At 43.2% G+C, this 22,787-nt stretch carries 18 protein-coding genes; 9 read left to right on the forward strand and 9 right to left on the reverse strand.

Annotated elements, in window-relative coordinates; genetic code table 11:
* Positions 1-268: 268 nt before the first annotated feature.
* Positions 269-874: a hypothetical protein gene (locus VGB26_04260; protein ID HEX9756996.1), complete on the reverse strand. Its 606-nt coding sequence runs from the start codon at positions 872-874 to the stop codon at positions 269-271.
* Positions 875-1,313: 439 nt separating this feature from the next.
* Between VGB26_04260 and VGB26_04265 the strand changes: the two genes are divergently transcribed.
* The 5 genes from VGB26_04265 (at position 1,314) to VGB26_04285 (ending at position 6,470) form a co-directional block, all read left to right on the forward strand.
* Positions 1,314-2,294, forward strand: coding sequence for an AAA family ATPase (locus tag VGB26_04265; protein ID HEX9756997.1), 981 nt, complete (start codon positions 1,314-1,316; stop codon positions 2,292-2,294).
* A gap of 12 nt (positions 2,295-2,306) precedes the next feature.
* Positions 2,307-2,924, forward strand: coding sequence for a helix-turn-helix domain-containing protein (locus VGB26_04270; protein ID HEX9756998.1), 618 nt, complete (start codon positions 2,307-2,309; stop codon positions 2,922-2,924).
* 221 nt (positions 2,925-3,145) lie between these two features.
* Positions 3,146-3,970, forward strand: coding sequence for a PilZ domain-containing protein (locus tag VGB26_04275; protein ID HEX9756999.1), 825 nt, complete (start codon positions 3,146-3,148; stop codon positions 3,968-3,970).
* Between the two features lie 213 nt (positions 3,971-4,183).
* Positions 4,184-5,020: a DUF6502 family protein gene (locus VGB26_04280; GenBank protein HEX9757000.1), complete on the forward strand. Its 837-nt coding sequence runs from the start codon at positions 4,184-4,186 to the stop codon at positions 5,018-5,020.
* Positions 5,004-6,470: a DUF5666 domain-containing protein gene (locus VGB26_04285; GenBank protein HEX9757001.1), complete on the forward strand. Its 1,467-nt coding sequence runs from the start codon at positions 5,004-5,006 to the stop codon at positions 6,468-6,470. Before VGB26_04280 ends, VGB26_04285 begins: the two co-directional genes overlap by 17 nt.
* A 28-nt stretch (positions 6,471-6,498) precedes the next feature.
* Here VGB26_04285 and VGB26_04290 read toward each other — a convergent pair whose 3' ends face one another.
* The 4 genes from VGB26_04290 to VGB26_04305 form a co-directional block, all read right to left on the reverse strand.
* Positions 6,499-8,829, reverse strand: a complete 2,331-nt coding sequence (locus tag VGB26_04290) for a 6-phosphofructokinase (GenBank protein HEX9757002.1) — start codon at positions 8,827-8,829, stop codon at positions 6,499-6,501.
* 721 nt (positions 8,830-9,550) lie between these two features.
* A complete protein-coding gene (locus VGB26_04295) occupies positions 9,551-10,723 on the reverse strand; it encodes an IS4 family transposase (GenBank protein ID HEX9757003.1) in 1,173 nt (390 codons plus the stop codon).
* A 359-nt stretch (positions 10,724-11,082) separates the two neighbouring features.
* A complete protein-coding gene (locus VGB26_04300; protein ID HEX9757004.1) occupies positions 11,083-12,249 on the reverse strand; it encodes an ankyrin repeat domain-containing protein in 1,167 nt (388 codons plus the stop codon).
* 110 nt (positions 12,250-12,359) lie between these two features.
* Positions 12,360-14,273, reverse strand: a complete 1,914-nt coding sequence (locus VGB26_04305) for a hypothetical protein (GenBank protein ID HEX9757005.1) — start codon at positions 14,271-14,273, stop codon at positions 12,360-12,362.
* Positions 14,274-14,516: 243 nt separating this feature from the next.
* Between VGB26_04305 and VGB26_04310 the strand changes: the two genes are divergently transcribed.
* Positions 14,517-14,792, forward strand: a complete 276-nt coding sequence (locus tag VGB26_04310; protein ID HEX9757006.1) for a hypothetical protein — start codon at positions 14,517-14,519, stop codon at positions 14,790-14,792.
* 74 nt (positions 14,793-14,866) lie between these two features.
* Here VGB26_04310 and VGB26_04315 read toward each other — a convergent pair whose 3' ends face one another.
* Complete coding sequence (locus tag VGB26_04315) at positions 14,867-16,246, reverse strand: sodium:alanine symporter family protein (protein HEX9757007.1); 1,380 nt, start codon at positions 16,244-16,246, stop codon at positions 14,867-14,869.
* Positions 16,247-16,281: 35 nt separating this feature from the next.
* A complete protein-coding gene (locus tag VGB26_04320) occupies positions 16,282-16,971 on the reverse strand; it encodes an SUMF1/EgtB/PvdO family nonheme iron enzyme (protein HEX9757008.1) in 690 nt (229 codons plus the stop codon).
* A gap of 263 nt (positions 16,972-17,234) precedes the next feature.
* On the opposite strand from VGB26_04320, the gene VGB26_04325 reads away from it, so the two are divergent.
* The 3 genes from VGB26_04325 to ppsA all read left to right on the forward strand — a co-directional run bounded on the left by VGB26_04325 (position 17,235) and on the right by ppsA (position 21,473).
* The gene (locus VGB26_04325; protein HEX9757009.1) at positions 17,235-18,251 is read left to right on the forward strand and encodes a hypothetical protein; all 1,017 of its coding nucleotides are present in this window, start codon (positions 17,235-17,237) and stop codon (positions 18,249-18,251) included.
* A 173-nt stretch (positions 18,252-18,424) separates the two neighbouring features.
* On the forward strand, positions 18,425-18,757 hold the full coding sequence (locus VGB26_04330) for a hypothetical protein (GenBank protein HEX9757010.1): 333 nt from the start codon (positions 18,425-18,427) through the stop codon (positions 18,755-18,757).
* Between the two features lie 295 nt (positions 18,758-19,052).
* On the forward strand, positions 19,053-21,473 hold the full coding sequence (gene ppsA, locus VGB26_04335; GenBank protein ID HEX9757011.1) for a phosphoenolpyruvate synthase: 2,421 nt from the start codon (positions 19,053-19,055) through the stop codon (positions 21,471-21,473).
* A gap of 348 nt (positions 21,474-21,821) precedes the next feature.
* Here ppsA and VGB26_04340 read toward each other — a convergent pair whose 3' ends face one another.
* Complete coding sequence (locus tag VGB26_04340) at positions 21,822-22,094, reverse strand: c-type cytochrome (GenBank protein HEX9757012.1); 273 nt, start codon at positions 22,092-22,094, stop codon at positions 21,822-21,824.
* A gap of 165 nt (positions 22,095-22,259) precedes the next feature.
* Positions 22,260-22,580 (reverse strand): hypothetical protein, encoded by a 321-nt coding sequence (locus tag VGB26_04345; protein HEX9757013.1) that lies wholly within the window; start codon positions 22,578-22,580, stop codon positions 22,260-22,262.
* Between the last annotated feature and the right edge of the window lie 207 nt (positions 22,581-22,787).

Consider the following 22,787-nt stretch of genomic DNA (forward strand, 5'->3'; position numbering starts at 1 on the left):
GACCGCCCAGTGCGGTTTCTCAAGCGTGAAAGAAAGTTCGTTCAAAAGCTCCATTGATCCTCCTTGCTGATTTTGTTTCCCTACTATACTTTTTCAACGCAAATTCAGCAAGTTGAATGTTAAAATACAGACTCTAATTAACCCCCTCTTTGGAAAAGAGGGGTAAGGGGAGATTTTACCATTTCAATTCCCTCTTGCCCCTTTTTCTGAGAGGGGAATTTGGGACGTTCCCTTCCAAAAAATTGGAAATAGAATGGATTTAACCTTTTTAGCTTTTTCGAATCGTAAAAATTTTCTTTTGACAAGAATGGTAAGGTCCCAATTGGTATACCGAAACAGAAGACACCCTAAACTTTTTGGGTTGGAAGACAACCTTTTTCCAATTACTCTCTTTATCCTTTAAAATAGTCAGGGTAATATGGGGCTGAAAATACCTTCCGACGTAGGGACTTCCATATTCATGAATTAGGTTTTTTTGAATTGCATTATATGTGGATCCCCAAACCTTTTTGGCATTAAATTCGGGATCAGAAAATACCAGAGTTTCTTCAACAATTTTTTGATGTAAATTGACCAGCCATTGGGGACGGTTTACTTCAATCCAAAGAGATCCTTCTTTGGGAGCCTTTAAATTTTTTAAATTTAAATTTCCCTTTTTCGATTCTGAAATAATTTTTTTTAGAGTTTTCTTCAATTCGGTAATTTGTCTTTTTTTGACAGGAATATGATATAGGGAAATATGAGGAATAAACCGGTTCCGGCCTAAAACAAATTCTCCTTTGCCCTTTCCCCCAATTTGCTGACTGATTTGAATGGCATATTCCCTTATATTCAAAGGGGGGATAATCACAACATCGAAATAGTTACTGTACATATTTTTCAACTGGATTTTACCATAAAAACTCTTTATCCTTTTTTCATGAAATTTATTAAAAAGGATAACCGCTTTTCAAAAAAACCCTTTCATAAAATGGGTTCACCATAGCCTTCTTTACAAGGGAGTTCAATTAAAACCTGTTTCCGACAGGATATGTCAAAAATACCAAGTTTTTCCGATTTTTAAGAGTGTCAAAATTAGTAAAGTTAATTTAATTCGCATCATGGGAATCCTTTTTGATAAAAATGGAAATTTCCTAGGTTTCGTAAGGCATTAGAAAGCTCATTCCATTTATCCCGTCATCTTATAAAGCTCTTTATTTTCAATGTGTTAAATTATCTACTGATCAGGAAAAGTTTCTTTGGCGTAAATATTGCGTATTCATTATTTAAAATGCAAAAGATTTGACCCATTTACTGGAATAAGGAGTTTTAAATTGAGAAAACAAAGGTTTTTAAGTAATTTTCAAAATGGACAAAAAGGTGAAATTCTGGCCATCGGTGGGGGAAAAGGGGGAACCGGGAAATCTTTTATTACCTCGAATTTAGGAATTCATCTGGCAAAAATGGGAAACCGGGTCATCCTCATTGACGCGGATTTGGGATGCGCCAATCTTCATACCTGTCTTGGGATTGAACACCCCGAGCTTACCCTTTCGGATTTCATGCAAGGTAAGGTGGAACATATTAAAGAAGTGATCATTCCCACAGGAATTCCAAATCTCACTTTAATCAGTGGGGCAAAAGATTTTCTTGAAGTGGCCAACCCCCTTTATTCCCAAAAAATGCGCCTAATTCGGATGATCAATCAATTGGATTTTGATTATATTCTTCTTGATCTAGGCGCAGGGACATCATTTAATATTCTGGATTTCTTTTTGATCTCCGACAATGGAATTCTTGTGGTTTTACCCGAACCCACCTCCATTGAAAATGTTTACCGGTTCATTAAAGCCGCATTTTTCCGGAAACTGAAGCAACTGGTTAAAAATAAAGGCCTTCGGGAAATCATCACCACCGCAATGGATCAAAAAAACCAGAGGGGAATCAAAACCCCCCATGACCTCATCGAACAGATCGGGCAGATCGACGACCACCTGGGACGGAAACTTCAGCGGGAAATATACAGTCTTTCCCCAAAAATAATCGTGAACCAGGTCCGTTCTCCAGATGATATGGCTCTGGGATTTTCCATGAGGGGATGCTGTTCCCAATATTTCGGAATCAACGTAGAATACCTGGGTTATATTGACTATGACAATTGTGTATGGCAAGCCAACAAAATAAACCGTCCCTTAGTAACCGAATCCCCCTACGCCAGTTCCTCCCGGTGCATTGAAAAAATCTCACATAATTTATTGAAAAAAGAACAGTTAACTTTAAATGGTTACTTTTCGCCCCGGGTAGCCTATCGTTAAAGGCTTTTCACTATGAACGGTTTATCCAAAAAAAATTATTACCAGATTCTGGACATTAAGCGAAACGCGTCACAGGGCGAAATTCAAAGGGCCTACCATTTGATGAAAAAAACCTTTCGTCACGGATCCTTGGCCACCTATTCCCTCATGCAATCCTCAGAAATGAATTTAATCCAGGAAAAAATTCATGAAGCCTATAAAACCCTCGGAAATGAAAGGGAGCGCCTTAATTATGATCTGACCCTTTCACCCTATACCCAACCGGAATTAACGGACCCCGGGCCCCCCAACCCCAATTGTGAAAACCCGGTCCGTCAACCGGAGACCTCCTTGGGTCCGGAACTGCATGGGTTTTTGTCGAATATCGATGAGGTGTGCACCGGTAAATTACTAAGGAAATATAGGGAATGGATGGGAATTCATCTTGAAGAAATTGCATTGGAAACCCGTATTAACCCGGAATATCTCCACCTGATTGAAGAAGATTTGTATTCCCGTCTTCCAAATGAGGTGTTTTTACGTTCCTACCTCCAACAGTATGCCAAATGCTTGGGAATTAATTCAAAAGAAGTTTCGGAAGGATTTTTAAAAAAATACCGTTTTGGGAAAAACCTCTCCCCCCGGATTTAAGGATACCCCCCTTTTCTCTCCTATTTAAAAAAACCTTATCCAAACCACAATCGATTCTTTGCCTTTTCGGGTGATTAAGCGCCCTTGACCCCGGTCATGAACCTGGTATACTTGTGAATTACAAACCTTTGTTTAAAAATGATATTTACTTTAAATGAAATCACAATTTACAATCAAAACCCCCTTATTTTAAAAGGGTATCCATTGATGGCCCTTTTACCATGAATACGCAGCCCATTCCCGATCTCACAGACCTCTCCCATTATACCGTAACGATTCATTTCAAGGATGGAAGGATCCAAGATGCCCTGCTGCAATCGGATTTATTAACGGAAAAAACCCTTCGATATATTCCACAATCCTCGGTTCACGATCGCAGGAAGTTTCCCAGAGTTCCCTTTATAAAGGAAATCCGGTTGGATCAATTGGGTATCAGGAAGACTACTGATTTAAGTAACAGGGGAATGTATATCGAATGCATCACGCCATACCCTAATGGTACCATCCTCCCCATTTCCTTGGACTTAGGAAAAGAGACCCTGGGAATGGAGGTTCGGGTGGCCTTTACGGACCCTGGAATCGGAATGGGATTAGAGTTTTATAGGACCTCCTCCTCCATTCAATTAAAAATTGAAGCTTTGGTCCACCGGATTTTAAAGAATTCCAACGGAAATTTTGTTAAAAGCCGAAGAAAAGGCCTTGACCGAAGGGAAGAAAATAAAAAGCAGGAGTCCTACTTCAACAAACTGGGAATCCGCCGCCATGCAAAAGAGCGAAGAGTTAAGGAAAAAAAATCCATTCCCTCATTGGAGGTTAACCTTTCTCAAATTAAATCCATTTTCTTTCCCAACACCATTACCGACCCCCACTCTAAAGCGCAACCCGTGATTATTGAGTTTCGAGATGGTGAGGATATCCAAGCCACTGTTTTTGATATCTCCCCTGAACCTTTAGGTTTTTTTGCAGATTTAAATATGACCGAGGAAATCCGCTATACTATTTTCATCGTCAAATCCGCAGTTAAACACATTGAATATATTTTTTAAATTCCTTTCCAAAAACCTTTCTCAAACTCCTTTTTAAAGGCCCCTCCCATACACTAAATTTAAATAAATAATAAAACCTAGATTTTAATCAGGTTTTATTAGATCAATTAGTTATAAAATTTCTGAAGGAAACCGATCCTTTTTTTGTTATACTTAGAAAATTAGGCAAAAAAATTAAAAGGTTTTGGGTTTTTTACCCAACTATTTGAAAATATGCCCCAAACATTACTTTCGGCTGCGGTAACCAGGCTCCTCGGCCCTCTCATCCGAATTCTTCTCCGCTACGGGATTCCCTTCGGAACCTTTGCTGATTTGGCAGAAAAGGTCTATGTAGATATCGCTTATAAGGAGTTTAGGCTTAAAGGAAGAGCTAAATCCATCTCCAGAACATCCATCCTCACCGGGTTAACCCGCAAGGAGGTTAAACGCATCATTTCCCTTAAGGACCCAGAAAAAATAGAACTCACAGAAGAGTTTAACCGGGCGGCACGAGTCATCAGCGGGTGGATCCGGGACCCACAGTTTTTAAACCCGGCTCATGAACCTTTAGGCCTTCCCCTGGAAGGAAGGGGGCCAACCCTGGCCAAATTAATAAAGCTTTACAGTGGCGATGTACCCGTTCGGGCAGTCCTTGACGAACTTATTCGTGTAGGTGCAATAGAGAAGTTGGCCAATAAGCAGTTCAAACTTCTATGTAGGGCCTACATTCCTCAAACGGATAAAGAAGGAAAATTTAAAATCCTAGGAACCGATGTCAAAGATCTTATAACGACCATTGACCATAACCTTCAAACCCCCCCAGGTCACACATTCTTCCAACGAAAGGTTTATTATGACAATCTTCCCGTTGAAGCACTCAAGGAACTACGTAAAAAAACCAACAAACGGGGGCAGGCCTTTTTGGAGTTTTTTGACCGCTTCTTAGCCCAGCATGACCGTGATGCAAACCCCACCATTAAGGGCACCCAACGAAAACGGGCAGGAATTGGAATCTATTATTTCGAAGAGGATTTTAATCAGAAAGGAAAAGAGGATGAAGCCCGGGCTTAATAAAATTTTAATGGTTGGGATATTTTCCCTTAGCCTGCTATCCTGTGGCGGTGAAACAAGTGGCCTAGGTGGGGGCGGCAGCACCCCAAGTGGATCGGGAGGAGGAGGAATTATTGGAACAGGGAAAACCATTGTTGGAAAAATTAACGCGTTGGATGGTCCCAGGGTAAATGGTTTAAAACTGAATACGGTTGAAGCTGTAGTTACCCTGAATGGAAAATTGGGAACGATGAAGGACTTAGAGGTTGGAATGATTGTGAGCATTCAAGGAAAGGAACATGAAGAGGGAATATTATCAGTCACGCGTATTATCTTTGAAAATGAAATGGAGGGCCCAATTGATTCCATTGATTTGGTCCAAAAAACCCTATTCGTTCAGGGGCAAACTGTTTTTATTAATGATGCAACCGTTTTCTCAAAAACGACGGGTTTGGACACACTAAAGCAAAACAATATGATTGAAATTAGTGGTTATCTAACCTTTAAAGGGATCCAAGCCACCTGGATCAGATTAAAACCTATTTCTTTCATCCCGGGCATCACGATCGTAAATTTAAAGGGAACTGTTTCCAGCCTAAATCCAACAGGTAAAACCTTTTTTATTCAAGACCAACGAATTGATTTTAGTAATTCTTCCGTTTTCCCTGAAAATTTCCCGCCCGAAGGGTTGGCCAATGGGCTTTGGGTTGATGTTGAAGGAACACGGGACAACCCAGGCATCCTTCATGCCACCCGCATCCAAAAAAAAGAACCCACTTTTGGAGGCCAACCCGGGGATAATTTTGATATTGAAGGATTCGTAACAAAAATTTCCTCCCTTAACCAATTTTATATTGGAAATATTATCGTGAATTTAAAGGGGGAAACAGATTATAAAGGGGGGAGAAGTTCCGATATTGGCCTCAATGTTTTTCTAGAAGTGGAAGGCATCCTGAATGAAAATATGGCATTAATCGCCGAAAAAATCTCATTCCGCACGGGAAATGATATTTGGATTGAAGCCCAGGCTGATTTCATTGATCCAGTTAATCAGAGCATTAACGTTTTTGGTCATGTTCTCGTAATGATTAACCTTCATACCCCAATAAGAGATAAAAGGGACCACCTCAACCCATTTGGACTGGATGATATCGTTTCTGGGGAGCGAATTCGAATCACTGGTTTTCAAAAGGGGTCTTTTGTTGTGGCCAACCTTCTTGAACGGGAAGATCAAAACCCAACAGTGATTTTACAAGGAAAGGTGCAAACCGGTTCAATTAATCAACCGGAATTCTCTATCTTGGGTGTTTTAGTAAAAACCACTTCCCAAACTGAATTTAAAAATATTCAAAACAAAACATTGCTTATGAATAAATTCTTTATGGAAATGACTTCCGAATCTCTTGTTCGCGTGGAAGGAAGTTCGGATGGAGGAACCATCCTCGCAAATAAGGTAAAAATTGAGAATTGAAGGTTAAATCAGGTCTAAAAGGCGATTTTTATTCGGAGTGTTTATTCGAAAGAGGTTCCGTACCATGCATTCGTGTAAAAAGCTGCCAATCAAACGGTTTGGGCACCACCGCATGAAGCGGAATAGGTTCTACATGCCCAATTCCGTTAGATCCTAAAAAACATCCCACCACAGATTCCGGATTTTCCACCAACCGCTGAATGGCTTCATAGGCCAAAAACTGACCCAGGGCTTTGTCTTCGGGTGTCGGGGGTGCTCCCCTGAGAGTGTGTCCCAATATGGTCGACTTAGTGGCAATGGGAAGGTGAAACATCCCTTCAGGGGTATGGCCCCTTCGCCACTTGGAAATAGTTCTGGAAACATATTCCGTCAACCCATGTACCCCGCCTTCTGGGTGATGACGGTGAGGTGTTTTTTCCGCCACAATAAACAAGTGGCTTTTGTTGGGAACACCCAAAGATCGTTTGAGGGTTCCTAAAATGACCTGATCAATATAGGCATCGGGGTCAGGATGTTCATTGACCAAAACCCCCTCCGCTCTGGCCTGATAGCCACAAGCCAGTGCGAGATGCCCCGAACCTGCCCCCATCACCTCTACAAAAAAAATACTTCCCATGGCGGCACTGGTAGCCTTTAAGGATTCGAGGGAATGATTGGCCAACGCCACAGCCGAATGAAAACCAAGCGAGGTGGTTCCGCTAATGTTATTATCAATCGACCCGGGCAACCCTACCAATTGAACCCCAAGGCGTTCAAACAATGCTCTCGCACCCCGGAAAGTGCCATCTCCTCCGATCACGATCAATACGCCATTCTCGAGATAAGGGGCTAAATTCCGGTAAGCTATATCCTGAACACGCTCGTCTTTAAATTCTTCAAACCGACTGCTTCCGATGGGACAACTGGCTTGACTGCCCATCCCTCTTGTATTTTGCTCTGTCACCGGCTCAATCCAATTATTAGCCAAACCCAAAAACCCATGCCGTGTAAAATAAACATCGATACCAAAACGGTCTCCCGCAACTCTTAATTCCTTGAGGGCTGCCCCTCCCCCGGCAAAATCACCCCCGGAAACCAAAGCCACGATTTTTCGGATCTGGCGGGGTTTCAGTGTGACACGATCTCTTCTTTCCTGCTCAACCGAAATCCATGCATCCCGACTTCCCTGTTCATTAGCGGATAAGCCCACCGCGGTTGAATAACCCATCAATTGCCCATGCTCTGAAGCAAGAAGAACCACGTTATCCTGCTTCTCTTTATATTCACCGAACTCAAAGAAAGCCTCTTGAAACGGCCTGGGATCCAAATAGATGATCAGTGCCCTTAAGGTGGAACTATGCGTATAAAGACAAACCACCCTGCCCTCATTGGAACGGGCCATTTGATGAAACCCGTCCACCACATTCACGTAAAGATCAAAAAAGGAATGACCCCCCGGATAGCAATACAAAGGATTTTTAAGAAGTTTTTTCACGGTCTTTTCATCACCCCCAAAGACACGCACCGCCCCTTGGATTTCAACCTCTTTATCGACTCCCGTCACCCATCCAAAATCCTGGGATTCCAGTGTCGGGTCCGACCCGGGCTCCAAAAGGGAAGGACCGTCCGGAGTAATGGCGCGATGAATCCGTTCAAATAATTGCCGTGTATTTGGACTTTGGCTAATCCGGTGCTGAAAGGTTTTCGGATCCAGATAGTTAGGAACATGCAAAAAATCTAATTGCTGCCCCACAATTCCCAACATTTTGGCCAAAGCCTTCCCCACCTCATCTGCCTTTGAAATTCCCTCTTCCGGATTTAATTCATTGGCAAGCCGCCGTCCCACACGGAATTTTTTACTTTCCACGCGAGATAAACCGTGTCTCATCGTAAACAAAAGGGACCGTCCAGTTAGATCCCTTGGAAGAAGCCAAAATCGATCATCCCCTAAATCAAGGACAATTCGTCCCTCCACCAGTTGAGGAGTTAGCTGCTCCCGGGGAACAATGGCGGCCAAGCGGCGGTGGGAAGGTTTTTGAATCGTTCCCACAGATGCCGTTAAAAGCGGGGAAAGGTATCCTTCCGCCAGCAATTGATTCCATGCAGCATAGAAAACCAGAGCATCTCCACCACAGGTCTGATCGATAACGGCACGGCGTTCTGTCCCATAGATTTCGGCGGTCGCAAACCCCTTTTGGAAGCGTGACACAAAATGCCGGATGGCTTCTTTGGCCTTTTGGACTTTGTTCACTCGATCTGATGTAGGTTGAGGTATTGGAGGCAGGTTTGACCCTTCGGCCCGGGGAGCATCGCCAAGAGCTTCCCCATAGGCCAGGAGGGCCTGAACATTTACAAACTCTAAACCCTTTTCGGTTGGCATGTCATTCCTCAAATATTTATTGGATTTTATCACACAACCTGAAAAGGGTAAAACAATCTTAATATCAATTTAATTGATTAATTTCAGACCAATACTGACTGGTTGAAAGTCTTTCTTGAAATTCGGAAAGAAACTCCTTTTTCCCATTAATATAATCTGGCCAAGATTCATTAAAAATCTTCCAAGCTTCTTCTCTTTCTCCGGAATATATCAAGTCCAACATTAATCCCACAGAGAGGGAGGGGGAAAGCGATTATCCTTTTTAATCTTTTTTAAGGTTTGCTCAATTTTCTGAGAACTTGGTCTGGCGATTTTCATCAGATCCCCGGCAAACGCTAACTCTCCATTCTTTAGTCTGAAAATAACCTTAGGCATAGGGGATTCAGCTCGGCTTGCCTACCAAAAATGAAAAGTGTCATCCACGGTTACGAATTCAGCAATTAAATCTCCATTTATGTCCTTAAAACATGCGTTAAAGTTATTTCGTACATCAATTTCTGCAATTTGTGAAATTTTTCGCTTATTTCAAAAACGAGAAGACTCAAACAACAATGGGGTTCTATGTACAACCCTTGACTAATGACGAGGTTTGGATATCCATTTCCCGTGGTATCCCTTCCAATTAAAACCGATTTTTTTCCTTTGTTTCCCCACCGCCACATCCAAAATCAAAGGAGGAGGCTTCCGCTTTAAATACCGTTTCAATACCATGAGTGTCCAATTAACAATTGAATAATTCCAATTGGTTAGCGGCATCTTCGTCCAAATTGAGATATGGTTCTGGTATAAGGGCTTGTAAAATGGGTTTTTTCTCGAAAAGTGAAACGCTGAGAATCTGTAAAATTGTGTAGAGCGAGGCATCGGTGAGGTTCAACCGCTTCTTCGTGATGGCCACCAACACATAAACGCTTACTGCGATCCAGACCTGTGTCTTGACCGCGTTCTCGGTGGTGCCGAAAAATGCCTTGATGCGCAGATGCTGCTTGAGCCACTTGAAAAACAGTTCCACCTGCCATCGGCATTTGTAAAGCTCTGCGACGGTGAGGGCGGAGATGCAAAAGTTGTTGGTCAGGAAGGTGAACCGTTTTCCGGTACCGAGGTCGACGTACTTCACGATCCGCAGTTTGTCGGGATAATCGCGTTTTGCGTAGAAGCCTGTGAGCACAACGGTCTGATCGCAGCGCAAGCCGCTCTTTTTGTTCACCCACTGTGAGCAGAGGCGACGATAACGGGTGTTTCGTTTGGTTCGGGTGACGAAGAAGGCGGATGATCGGGTGAGTGAATGAAGTCGTCCAAAGTCCAGATAGCCTCGGTCGAGAATATAGAAGCACCCAGGATTCAAGGGAAGAAGATCCAAGACATTCACATCGTGAACCGCTCCCGTTGTGACATGGATAAAGCACGGTAGGGAGCCGCGAAGATCCAAGAGCGTATGTGCTTTGATGGCTGCTTTGGTCTTGCGAAATCGTGCCCAAGGGAAAAGGGAGAGGCACAGATCGATCGTGGTGGAGTCGAAGGCGTAGACCGTTTGGTTTAACTCCACCCCAAAGCTGTGGTTGGCGTATAACTGCCGTGCCGTTCGTATCAACGTCTGAGCGAAGTCGGCCCAGATGCGCCAATCTCGCCTCTCGTTGGCATGGGCCAGTGTACTTCTGGAAACGTGGCCGCGAAGCCCCATGTGATAGAGCTTGGCCTGATGGGCGCGAAGGCAACACTCGATGTCCCGTAGACTCTCCCGGTAGGTGATCTGTGCGAAAACCATGCACAAGAATTGGTCCATGCAGGAGAAGCGATTGACATATCGTTCGCCGCCATATCTGTCGACGCAGCGAGAGAACTCCTTGTGTGGTAGATACTCCATTAATTGCGAGAAAATCGTGCGTCCCTGGTTCATGGGTCTCCTCCCGGTTGATTCCGGGATTATGACCCATTGCAAAACTCAAATCGTTCCCAAGCAGTTCGTTCAGATAATTACGTGGTTTCAATGACTTCATAGATATCCCTGAAAGTTTTATTGGACACTTATGATATATTGCATAATTACCGTGGGGTATCAAAATTTCATTTCCCCATGTATTTAAAAGAGGTAGAATATCGTTTCAACCATCGAAATGAGAACCTTTTTAAGAAGTTTTTGAACATCTATTTTGGTTACGTTTCACACTAATTACCAAACATTAAAAAGGGTCCATTTAAATATTGGGGAAGGTATACAAATGGAAAGTGCCCTTATGGGATAGGGTTTAACCTTTTCTAAATTGGTCTTTTGAGAATCCGGATCAATTCCTGGTTGCGTGACCTCTCGGCAAAATCCAATGCCGATTGTTGATTGTATCCCACGATTCTTACGTCGGCCCCTCTTTCCACCAGTAATTTTACCATTCCCAGGTGACCTTCCAGTGAGGCGATAATCAACGGCGTTCTCCCATCTTTTGATTTACTATTTACATTGGCCCCTTTGGCCAATAACCTTTTCACTACCTTCATCCGATTTAATTGTGCGGCCATAATTAAAGGGGTTACCCCATTTTCTGTTCCCGAATCCACCCCCGCCCCTTTTTGGAGAAGGGTTTTGACGATCGCTTCATGTCCCTCCTGGGAAGCCAATAACAGGGCGGTTGCACCCTCATACCCTTTCAAATTGGGGTCTGCCCCATTTTTCAATAACTTTTCCACAGCACATGGTTTTCCCAAAATTGACGCAAGGGTAAGTGGAGACCTGCTATCTCGGGTTCTTTGATTGGGATCAGCTCCATCTTTTATCAATAATTCGGTTAACACAGGGCAATGGCCGCGGCTGACTGCCGTCAACAGAGGGGTCCAATCACTCCCGTTTATATTTACCACTATATTTGCGTCAGCTCCATTCTTTAGTAAAACCCTAACTACCTCCTCATGTCCCCCATCAGCCGCTATATAAAGAGGAGTCCTTCCATAAGGGTCTTTTGCATCAAGATAAGCCCCTTGATTTATTAAAATGTCTACGATTTCCCGATGACCGTACCCGGATGCCACCCATAAAGCGGTTTGGCCCTTAAATCTTTTAACATCCATTTCCGCCCCATGATCCAAAAGAACCTGGACCACATTTTTATGATTATTTTTTACGGCCATATATAAGGCTGTACGCCCATCATCCGCCCTGAAATCTGGATAAGCCCCATGAACCAACAAAGTGGTCACCATTTCAACGTTCCCGTTTGCTGCAGAAAGGATTAAAGGGGGTTGGCCGTACACATCCAGTTGATTGACATCCGCCCCCTCGCTGATTAAGGTTTTTAAAATCGAATGATGGCCATTCTTGGAAGCATAAAACAAAGCGGTCCTTCCATAACCATCCGTTGCATTCATGTCAGGATTCAATTTGAGGGCCAGGTCGACCCCCCGTGCGTTTCCAGACTTAGCGGCATAGATCAACATATTATCTCCTATGCCCGAACCAGAAAAACCACAGGCGGACAGGATCCAGGCGGAACAAAATAAAACCGATAAAAAGAAAAAAGAATGGACTACTTTTCTTTTGAAACCTTTCAAAACCATTCACCTATCGTGTCCAAATCCTCGATACCTCCAATGGAATTGCATAGGACGCTGTGTTTGTCATTATTGGTGTTGAGGCCGTAATACATAAATCCGATATACCTGGACACCATTTTTCTTGCTCTTTGGTGGAAGATAATCGGATCCTCCGTAGTTCCATACCACAAGGGCTCCATACGTGCAGTGGAAATAATGGCAAAACGGTTGGCATCTCTATATGCAAAAGCAAAACGCCACCGATATTTACGGATATACATATCATCGGAGGTGATACCGATTAAAATGGCGTTTGGGTCCTGTGCCAGATTCGGGAATAACCGTTTTAAAGCACCAATCATTTCCTCTGCGATTAATTGATTCCGATCCCAATTCAAAATCATATTGTAAAGGTCATCCTCATCAATTCCGGAATGGTTTGAAAGGGAATGAACCGTAAGGGAATAATTTTTTTGATAGTAAGGAATCATTTTGGAGACGATTAATTTTGCCTCTTCATCCAATGGAATAAGATAAATTTTCCCCCTTTCCGGTTTTTTAGGTTTAACCGGAGTCGATAAGAAATCGGGTTTATTGTGGCACCCCATATTGGAAATGCTATTGACAGCATTTTTCCGAATCAGTTGGGCATTTGGATGCTCTTCGAGGTGGGTCAATTGGGCAAGGTGGGATTGACCCAATTTACCCAAGCGCATTCCTAAATTATAGTAGTTAAATACATCAGGGTGGATTTCATTGGACATAAGCCGCTTTACTTGACTGGATATGGTCATGGGTTTTGGGTCTAAAAATGGCGTATTCACCAACCCCAATAGAATAATAACCAAAGCCCCGGCCCCAACGTTGACCGCTCCGATCCCATTCATCCATTTTTCGAGTGGATAAAAAGAGGATAGAGCGTAACCCAACACACATAACCCAACGACACCTGCCAAAAATATTTCCCAAAACAAACCAACGGTCCAACCCGTACTTTGAAATTTTCCGTATAGAAATATCCCATAGAGAATGGTGTGTAACGGTAAAATTAAAACCGTGGCCCGCAAAGCCAAGGCCAGCCATTTGGATTGAATAGCGCTGAACTGTCCGTCCGGAAAAACACCATTTAGAACCATCACAACAAACATTTGAAAAAAGAGGGTCCAGGCAATGGTATTTTCTCCATTCCAAAAGGTGACCCAATCATCCAAAAATAACAAAAATGAAACCAAAAAGGTCAACACCATCACTGCGGGAAGACATTTAAGAAACAGTTTCCAGAAATTATTTCTGAGAGAGACTAAAAACCAGTCATGAAATTGGAAAAGAGAAATGGCCACCGAAAAAATCACACAAAATAACGGCAAGAAATATATTGATTTAATGGAAATATTGACCGAAAAATTAAGCCCGTAGAAATATAAGAATTTTCCAAACAGCCACAAGAAAAATCCGTTGGCAAACATAAACCAGATCCCCGCGAAAAAAATAAGGAACACATCCCAAACATGGGTAATCCATATGGAATAGGGAACGAGCAGTCTTTTGCTGGACAGCCAGGCTCGGACGAACCCGATAGACAGGATCAACACGACGGTAATGGTCAAGGAATAGGAAAAAAGAATTGAAAAAATTCCCCCTGGTGCCCCGATCACATGCCCCGTGTATAAAGCAAATAAGGTCATCATAAAACCAAAAACGGAAACAAAAATCCAAAGTCCAACCGTTTTGATATGAGAAACCATCACCTGAATAATGAACGGAAGGGCCGTGCCAAGGCTAAACCAAATCAGGACCCCGGTGAAGTCCTGAACGGGCCATAATTTGCGGTAGTACAGTTCATGTCCGTATAAAAGGAAAACTCCCTGAAGCAGACCCAGTAAGATAACAATCACCATACTGCTTCTTTTTATCTTGCTTTCATCCATTTCCACCCCTGCTGGAGATCCATTTTTTTAGGTTTTTTAAAAAAGCCTCCAACCAAGAATCCTTTTAATGATAGCATCAAACCGATGGCTGTCAATTAAACTCCCTAATAAAAATACTCATCTAAATCGGGGCAAAAGAGAAGAAGATAAACAGACATTTCCCTTCTTATCTCCATTGACAGATATAGCAGATACAGGTATTTTATAAAACGATTTGTTGAACAATAGTTAAAGGAGGAAAAATTGGCAAGCGTTCGTTTTGAAAAAACCGGAGCATCGACTTATCCGGTAAACCTTCATTTGGGTTGTTACACCATTCCGGTAGAAAAAGATGTTATTTTAAGCCTCAAGGAAAATCTTTCAGAGGGTCCCGATACATTTATGACCTTATTGATTGAGAAAACCACTAATAATTCTTATCTTCACAAATTAATCCATCGAGAATTGAACGAGGTGGAAGATATTCCTCAACAAATTTCCGGATTAAAGGAATTTGTGAGGAATTACCAGAAGAAATAGTCCCCTTTCCCAGAATCGGTGGTTCAAACCAAAAAAGCTCCAGTGACTCAATAAAATAATTGACAGAACCCGATCTACCCGGAATCCATTTTTGTATTCTTTGGAAAATATTCCCGGGTTTCCTTAAAAATCACTTTGGCTAATAACAGCAGAGCAATTAAATTGGGAATCGCCATGGCCCCATTGGCTGTATCGGCAATATCCCAAATAAATTTGACCCCCGCCACATCCCCTGAAAATAAAGACCCGATGAAAATCACAATACACCAGACCCACCGATAAATAAGATTGACTCTTACCCCAAAAATATAGTCGGTACATTTCAGGCCATAATAAGACCAGGTGAGCAATGTGGAGTAGCCAAAGGTCACAGAACCGAACGCAACAATCCATCCCCCAAACACCCCCAACACTTCTGAAAAGGCATGGGCAGTGAGGGTCGTGCTGGTTAAACCTGTTGCCCATGCCCCGGTTAAAACAATGGCCATGGTGGTAACGGTATTGACCACCAGGGTATCTATGAAAACCCCCAACATGGCGATATTCCCCTGGCGCGCGGGAGATTTCGTTTGGGCCGCCCCATGGGCAATGGCAGCGGACCCGATGCCCGCCTCATTGGAGAATATGCCACGGGCCACACCAAAACGGATAGCTTGAGCCAAACCAGCCCCAGCAAACCCGCCAATGGCAGCCTGTCCCGAAAAAGCACTTTTGAAAATTAATATCAAAGCATGGGGGATTTCATTAATTTTGGTTAGTATAATAATCAAACCTCCCAAGATATAAACAAGGCACATGATGGGAACCAAAAATTCTGCTACCGTGGCAATCCGCTTGATTCCCCCGATGATGACCAGCCAGGTAAACAGGGCCAAAAAAAATCCGGTTATCCAAACCGGAATCCCCATTTCTGTCCGGAACACCAATGCAACTGAATTGGCTTGAACCAAATTTCCCACTCCAAAAGCAGCCAATGCCCCAAAAAGTGCAAACACCCATCCCAGCCATGGAAGACCCAGACCATTTTTTAAAACATACATAGGTCCCCCGGACATGGTTCCATCCGGAGCTGGCTCCCGGTATTTGACCCCAAGAAGAGCTTCTCCATATTTGGTGGCCATCCCCACAATTCCAGTCAGCCACATCCACACGGGCGCCCCAGGACCTCCAAGGGCAATGGCCGTGGCCACTCCAGCAATATTTCCGTTTCCTACGGTGGCCGACATAGCGGTCATCAGGGCTTGAAAGGGTGTAATATCCCCCTCTGTTTTTCCCTCTTTTTGAAATCGAAATGGACCCCTTATCGTTAAACTCCAGGCATGGGCAAAGCGACGGACTTGAACAAACCCTGTCCCCAACGTCAACCAAATTCCGGTCCCGATGAGAAGAACCATCATCGGGGCCCCCCAGACGAACGAATTGATCGCACCAATCACATCAAATATGGTTTTCATCTTTTTCCTTTTTTAATGATTGGAAAATTTGACCTTTAAGATTCCTCTGCATCCATTGCACAACGGAATCCCACCGTGGCATCACGACGGTAAGGAAAGACGGCAAAACGGCGAGATGCCCTGCTATCGGAGGGTCTATCATTCCAGGATCCACCTCTGTGGACCCGTAAGTCCCCCGTATCCGGCCCGGTTGGACGGGTGAGAAATCCGTCTCGGTAATAGGTGGACCCATACCAATCGGAAACCCACTCGGAGACATTTCCGGACATATCATAAAGGCCATAAGGGCTCCGGCCTTGCTCATAACTTCCAACCGGAGCTGTATACCGATAACCGTCTTCATCTCCGTCAACATTGGCATACCATTCCATAAAATTCATTCCCCAGGGCCAGTCCATACTAATTATCCCATGGGCCGCTTTTTCCCACTCCGCCTCGGTGGGTAACCGCTTTCCCGCCCAACGGCAATAGGCCTCCGCATCCCTCCATTCAATTCCCACCACAGGCTGTTTTGGTTCAGAGAGTAATGATAAGTCTTCATAAAAAACCATGACATTGGGGGGCTTATATCCTTTTTCAGTAACAAACCGCTGATATTCTTGGTTGGTCACTTCGTATAAATCAATATAAAAACCAGCGAGCATAACCGGATAAACGGGCCTCTCATCAGGACCGCCCAACCTCTTTGATCCCCGGGGAAAGGGCCCTTCAGGAACCAGCGCCATCTCCCTTCCTTCCATCCACTTCAAAAATTTGATGTGGTTAAAATGGGTATCATCCCGGGGTAAGGGTTGAGGCGGAGCGGGCAAGGGATCTTGAGGTTTTTTGGAACACCCCTGCAGATAAAAACAGAACAATAAAAACAAAGTAATAAATAAAATTCGTGAGGAATTGAAAAACCTTTTTTTCCTAAACCTTAATGTAAAATCCTTCATTGACACATCCCCAAAGAACGATATAATTGACCCGAGAGGGAAAAAACCCCAAAATGTTTGGACAGTATCTTATCAAAAGTAAAAAAATTTCTGAAGAGCAATTAGCATCCGCCCTGGAACGGCAGGTAATCATGGGAGGACGCCTTGGAACCAACCTGATTGAATTAGGTTTTTTATCCGAAAATGACCTGGTTCAAAGTTTAGGTCAAAAATTTAATATGGAAATCCCAAAGCCGGAAGATTTAGAAAAGCTAGACCCTTCCCTGACCCAATTAATATCAGGGGAGATCGCGGAAAAATACAAAATCGTTCCCCTCAAGAAAGACCGTACCATATTGAGCATTGCCTCACAAGATCCTGAAAATATTAAGGTGATTGATGAACTTCAGTTCATTACAGGGTGTACCATAAAAAATTATATTACCTCGGAAATTCAGATCATGTCTGCCCTTGAACGCCTCTATCAGATTAAAAAGCCCCTCCGGTTTGTTCCCTCAAAGAACCAGGGCCCTCAAAACAAAAACGAGAAAAACACAACCCCCACATCCTGGCTGAAAAAAAACCTGACACCGATAGAAATGGAAAAGGCACTTCAGGAAGGGAAAGTGGCTCTAGCCAATGCAAAGGACCGGGATGAAGCCTTGGGAAACCTGTTGAGAATGACCCATGCCGTTTTAGAAAGGGGAATCCTATTTTTAATTAAACCTGGAAAAGTCATGGGTTATAAGGGTTTTCCGGAATACCGTGCCCAGGATATTACTAGACTCAATTTTAACCTTTCGGACTTACCCATCTTTAGCGGTTTAGTTCAAACAAAAACCTTTTTTCAAGGCACCTTTCCCGATGAACCCTACTACAAAGACATATTACAGGTTTTTGGAGGGGACTCCCCGGAAGAAGTCATTCTCCTTCCCATCATGCTTAACCAAAATGTCATTGCCATATTTTACGGTGAAAAACACGGCTCCCCCATAACCACCCAATGCTTGGAGTTTTTAAAAAACTCCACCCAAAAAGCCTCCATGGCTTTTGAAATCCTCATTTTAAAAAACAAAATAATGGAAATGTAAAACCCTCCTCCTGACTTTGTATCTTCAATAGATTACAAAATCCAATAACCTTTTAAAAAAAATAAATTTTCTTTTTCCAACCTTACTCTGTTTTGGGTTTACATTTTTAAAAAAATAAATTAAAATCCAAAATCGTAAAAAAGAAAAAAACTTTTTTAAAAGGAGGGGGAAAAATGGGAAATTACTATGAGGGAATTTTGAGGTTATGGGAATCTCTCGAATCTCCCGAAGACATTGATAAATTCTTTAACATGTGTGTGTTTAGTATGGTAGACGGTACACTGAACCATGAAGAGTCCGATAAATTATTGGAGAAATTCCAGGAGTTCCAGCCCACCCCGATCAATTACGAAAAATATTGCCGCTTTTTGGATTTGGACCCTGACCGCGCGGAACATAAAATGATGTGCCATAAATATGTGTGGGGACTGGGAGACATTTTGGAACCAAGTGAAAGTTCAATCCAATCTATCCCAAAACTACCCTCTTTAAGGAACGCAAATTAAAACCTATTAAATATTTTTTTAAAAAAAACCATACCTCTCTGTTACTCAAGAAATAACACCTAATTTTTTTTTGTCCCCTCTTTTTATTCTAACCTGTGGCAAATCGCCCCAAAAAACCCAATAAGGCTTTCCTGATAAAAACCAAAACCTCTATCTATTAGAAAAACCAAACCTATTTTAATTTCAAAAACGAAATAAGTTAGGCTTGATTCTTGCAATTTCTAGATCTAGAAAAAAGATTAAAGACCTAGTTTTTTTATGGTCCAAAGCCGTTTAATGCCCCGTGCGGAAAGCCATGACTCAAAAAATTAATAAAAGTCCTTATATCCTTTGGTTTGAAGAGGTTGGAATTGAGGATATTCCTAGAGTGGGCGGGAAAAATGCCTCTCTGGGAGAAATGTATCGAGAACTGGCCACCAAAGGAGTACGGATTCCTAATGGGTTTGCCGTTACCGCAGACGCCTACCGGTATTTCCTCCAATACGCTCAATTGGATGGTAAAGTTCATGAAATTCTCAAAGATTTAGATACCCATGACCTCACCAACCTTAGGGAAAAGGGTCTCAACATTAGAAATGCCATCCTTTCCGCAACCCTTCCCAAAGATTTGGAGTGGTCCATCCTTCAGGCTTATAATCAATTGAGCCTGGGAAGTCCGGGATCCCGGGATGTGGCTGTTCGAAGCAGTGCAACGGCAGAAGATCTGCCGGACGCAAGTTTTGCGGGACAGCAGGAAACCTATCTGAATGTTCAAGGTCATTTAAACCTGTTGGATACCTGCAAACGTTGTTTTGCTTCCCTTTTCACCGACAGAGCTATTTCCTACAGGACGGATAAAGGTTTTGACCATCAAAAGATTGCCCTTTCCGTCGGAGTTCAACAAATGGTCCGTTCGGATCTCGCGGCTTCCGGAGTCATGTTTTCCATTGATACTGAAACAGGGTTCAAAGATGCGGTTCTGATCAATGCCTCCTACGGGCTGGGGGAAAACATTGTTCAGGGATCGGTTAACCCTGATGAGTTTTATGTATTTAAACCCACATTGAAAAAAGGGTTTCGGCCCATTCTCCAAAAAACACTGGGATCAAAAGAATTCAAACTAATCTATGATGTGGGGGGAGGGAAAATGGTCAAAAACGTTCCCGTTCCTCCCGACGACCGGAAAAGGTTTTCCGTCACCGATGAAGAAATCCTGACTCTGGCTAACTGGGCTTGTGTCATCGAAGAACATTACAGCAACAAAAAAGGAACCCCCTCTCCTATGGACATGGAATGGGGAAAAGATGGGCAGACCGGAGAGTTATTCATCCTGCAAGCACGACCGGAAACAGTTCAATCACAGAAGAACCAAAATTTCATCGAGGTTTATCGTTTAAAGGAAAAAGGCCCTGTGTTGGTCACCGGAAAAAGTGTTGGCGAAAAAATCGGCCATGGCCCTGTACGGGTGATTAAAAACGTTCAACATATTCAACAATTTAAAAAAGGAGAAGTTTTAGTCACTGATAAAACCGATCCCGACTGGGAACCCATTATGAAAAAAGCTTCGGCCATTGTGACCAACAGGGGTGGCAGAACGTGTCATGCGGCCATTGTTAGCCGGGAACTGGGCCTTCCTGCTATTGTGGGGGCTGAAAAAGCAACGGAACAATTAAAGGATGGCCGACAGATCACGGTCTCCTGTGCGGAAGGAGAGACCGGATTTGTTTATGAGGGGGCCATTCCTTTCGAGGTAGAAAAACTTAACATTCAGGGACTGACACGGCCAAAAACCAAGATCATGATGAATATTGGAAACCCTGAGGAGGCATTTGGGTTCTCTTTCCTCCCCAATGATGGGGTGGGTTTGGCAAGAGAGGAATTTATTATTTCAACCTCCATCAAGATTCATCCCATGGCCCTTCTGGAGTATTCAAAACTGAAAGATCCTTTTACCAAGGCTGAAATCGATCGTTTGACGGAGGGATATGAAGAAAAAACCCAATTTTTCGTAGATAAGCTGGCCCAAGGAGTTGCAATGATCGCAGCGGCCTTCTACCCCAAAGAGGTTATTCTCCGGCTCAGCGATTTTAAAACCAACGAATATGCCAATCTGATCGGGGGAAAACCATACGAACCCAATGAAGAAAACCCGATGTTGGGATTTCGCGGGGCTTCCCGATATGATCATCCGCGATATCAAAGAGGGTTCGCATTGGAATGCCAGGCAATGAAAAAAGTCAGGGAAGAAATGGGTTTTACTAATTTAAAACTGATGGTTCCTTTTTGTCGCACTCTGGAGGAAGGAAGGAAAGTCATTTCGGAAATGAACAGAAACGGCCTAAAGCAGGGGGAAAACGGTTTGGAAATCTACGTGATGTGTGAAATTCCCAGCAACGTCATATTGGCGGACCAATTTTCCGAAATTTTTGACGGATTTTCCATCGGCTCAAATGACCTCACACAGTTGATTCTTGGAGTAGACCGGGATTCGGAAATCGTAGCCCCGGTTTTTGATGAGCGTAACCCTGCGGTAAAGGCCATGATCTCACAGGTCATTCAAAAGGCAAAAGAAAAAGGAAAGAAAATTGGAATTTGCGGGCAGGCCCCCAGTGATTACCCCGAATTTGCCCAATTTCTGGTAGAAGAAGGAATCGACAGTATCTCCCTAAATCCGGATGCCGTCATGAAAACCACGCTGGAAATTCTAGAATTTGAAAAGACGGTTTCTAAACCATAGGCGTTTTATTTTATGTTTTTTTTCTCTAACCCCTTAGGCCAAAGGGAAACCGATGAGCCCATAACCATGGCCACCCTATCCCCAGAATGAGGATCTACCTTCATAAAATATTTGATTCAGCGTCATTTAGTTTCTTTGAAACCCGATTTAAAAGTTCCCGCAGGTTTTCAATCCACCGGGATGTTTCATCCGGTTTTATGCACCGAAAGAAGCCTCTCCTACTTGAAACCGGTTTTCGAATTTTAAAATACTTTCTTAACACCTGTCTTTGGGAAGACAATGACCAATGTATTCCAAAACATCCGTAATCTCTTTTTCCGAAAGTCTATCTTTAAAGGCAGGCATATTTCACTTTCCATTCTTGACCACCTTCATGGTTTCTTTCCTGGCCTTTCCCCTACTCTCCGGACTCGTTAAGTTAGAGGGAGGGGGTTTTAAAAACTTTCCAGTAACCCCATCTCCTCTTCCTCTGGCCCCATGGCAGGGGATACAGTTTTCCTCATAAATAACCCTTCCCATTCCCGAATCAGGCTTGGCCCCAAATGAGAGAGTTGAAAAATTAAAAACCAACGTGAAAAAACCGGCGAGTAACCCTAGAACCTTGTACCCTTTATTTTTCAAATCTCCATCCCCGCTTGCACAATTTTCTTACAAAAAAAAGCCACTTTCCTTTAATTTTCACTTACAATAAAATCATTAACGAGGTGGTTTTCCTCATCAATTTCTAACATCACTTTGGTCCCCTTCTTAACATTATTCATTTTGGTGGCGGCGGCATCTTTCATTTTATAAGATTTGGCCCCCTTCAACCCGGATCATTACCTCCCTATTAGCCTTTTCGTATCGAACCAACTCCCCAATGACGGTTTGGTGATCTTCGGGATGATCTAAATGTCCCTCTGCGGTTAACCGGTCAATATCTACAATCTGGTTTCCCTCATCAATTTCCAAATACAGCTTATCCCCCTCCTTTAAATTAAAAATCCCTTCTTTTTCAGTTTCCTTGATGCTTAAGGATCTTTCCCCGCCCTTTTCTGTTTTTAAGGAAATTGAATCACCGGAAATTTTATCTACCGATACGATTGAAAATTTATGAAAATGCTCCATTTCCGAAGCAGAAGCCACGGAAAAGAAAATGGGAAATACGGATATTAAAATTAAGGCTCATCGTGAAAGTGAGTGGGTAAATTTTGTCATTACCCGCCTGTCCGGCGGGCACTTGCAGGCAGGGGAAAGCGAAAATCCAGGCCCTTCCCGTCATTCCCGCGAAACCTGTCCTCGAATGCCTCTATCGGGGAGCGGGAATCCAGAAGA

This window comes from Nitrospiria bacterium (genome assembly GCA_036397255.1).
In the GTDB taxonomy this organism is placed as follows: domain Bacteria; phylum Nitrospirota; class Nitrospiria; order DASWJH01; family DASWJH01; genus DASWJH01.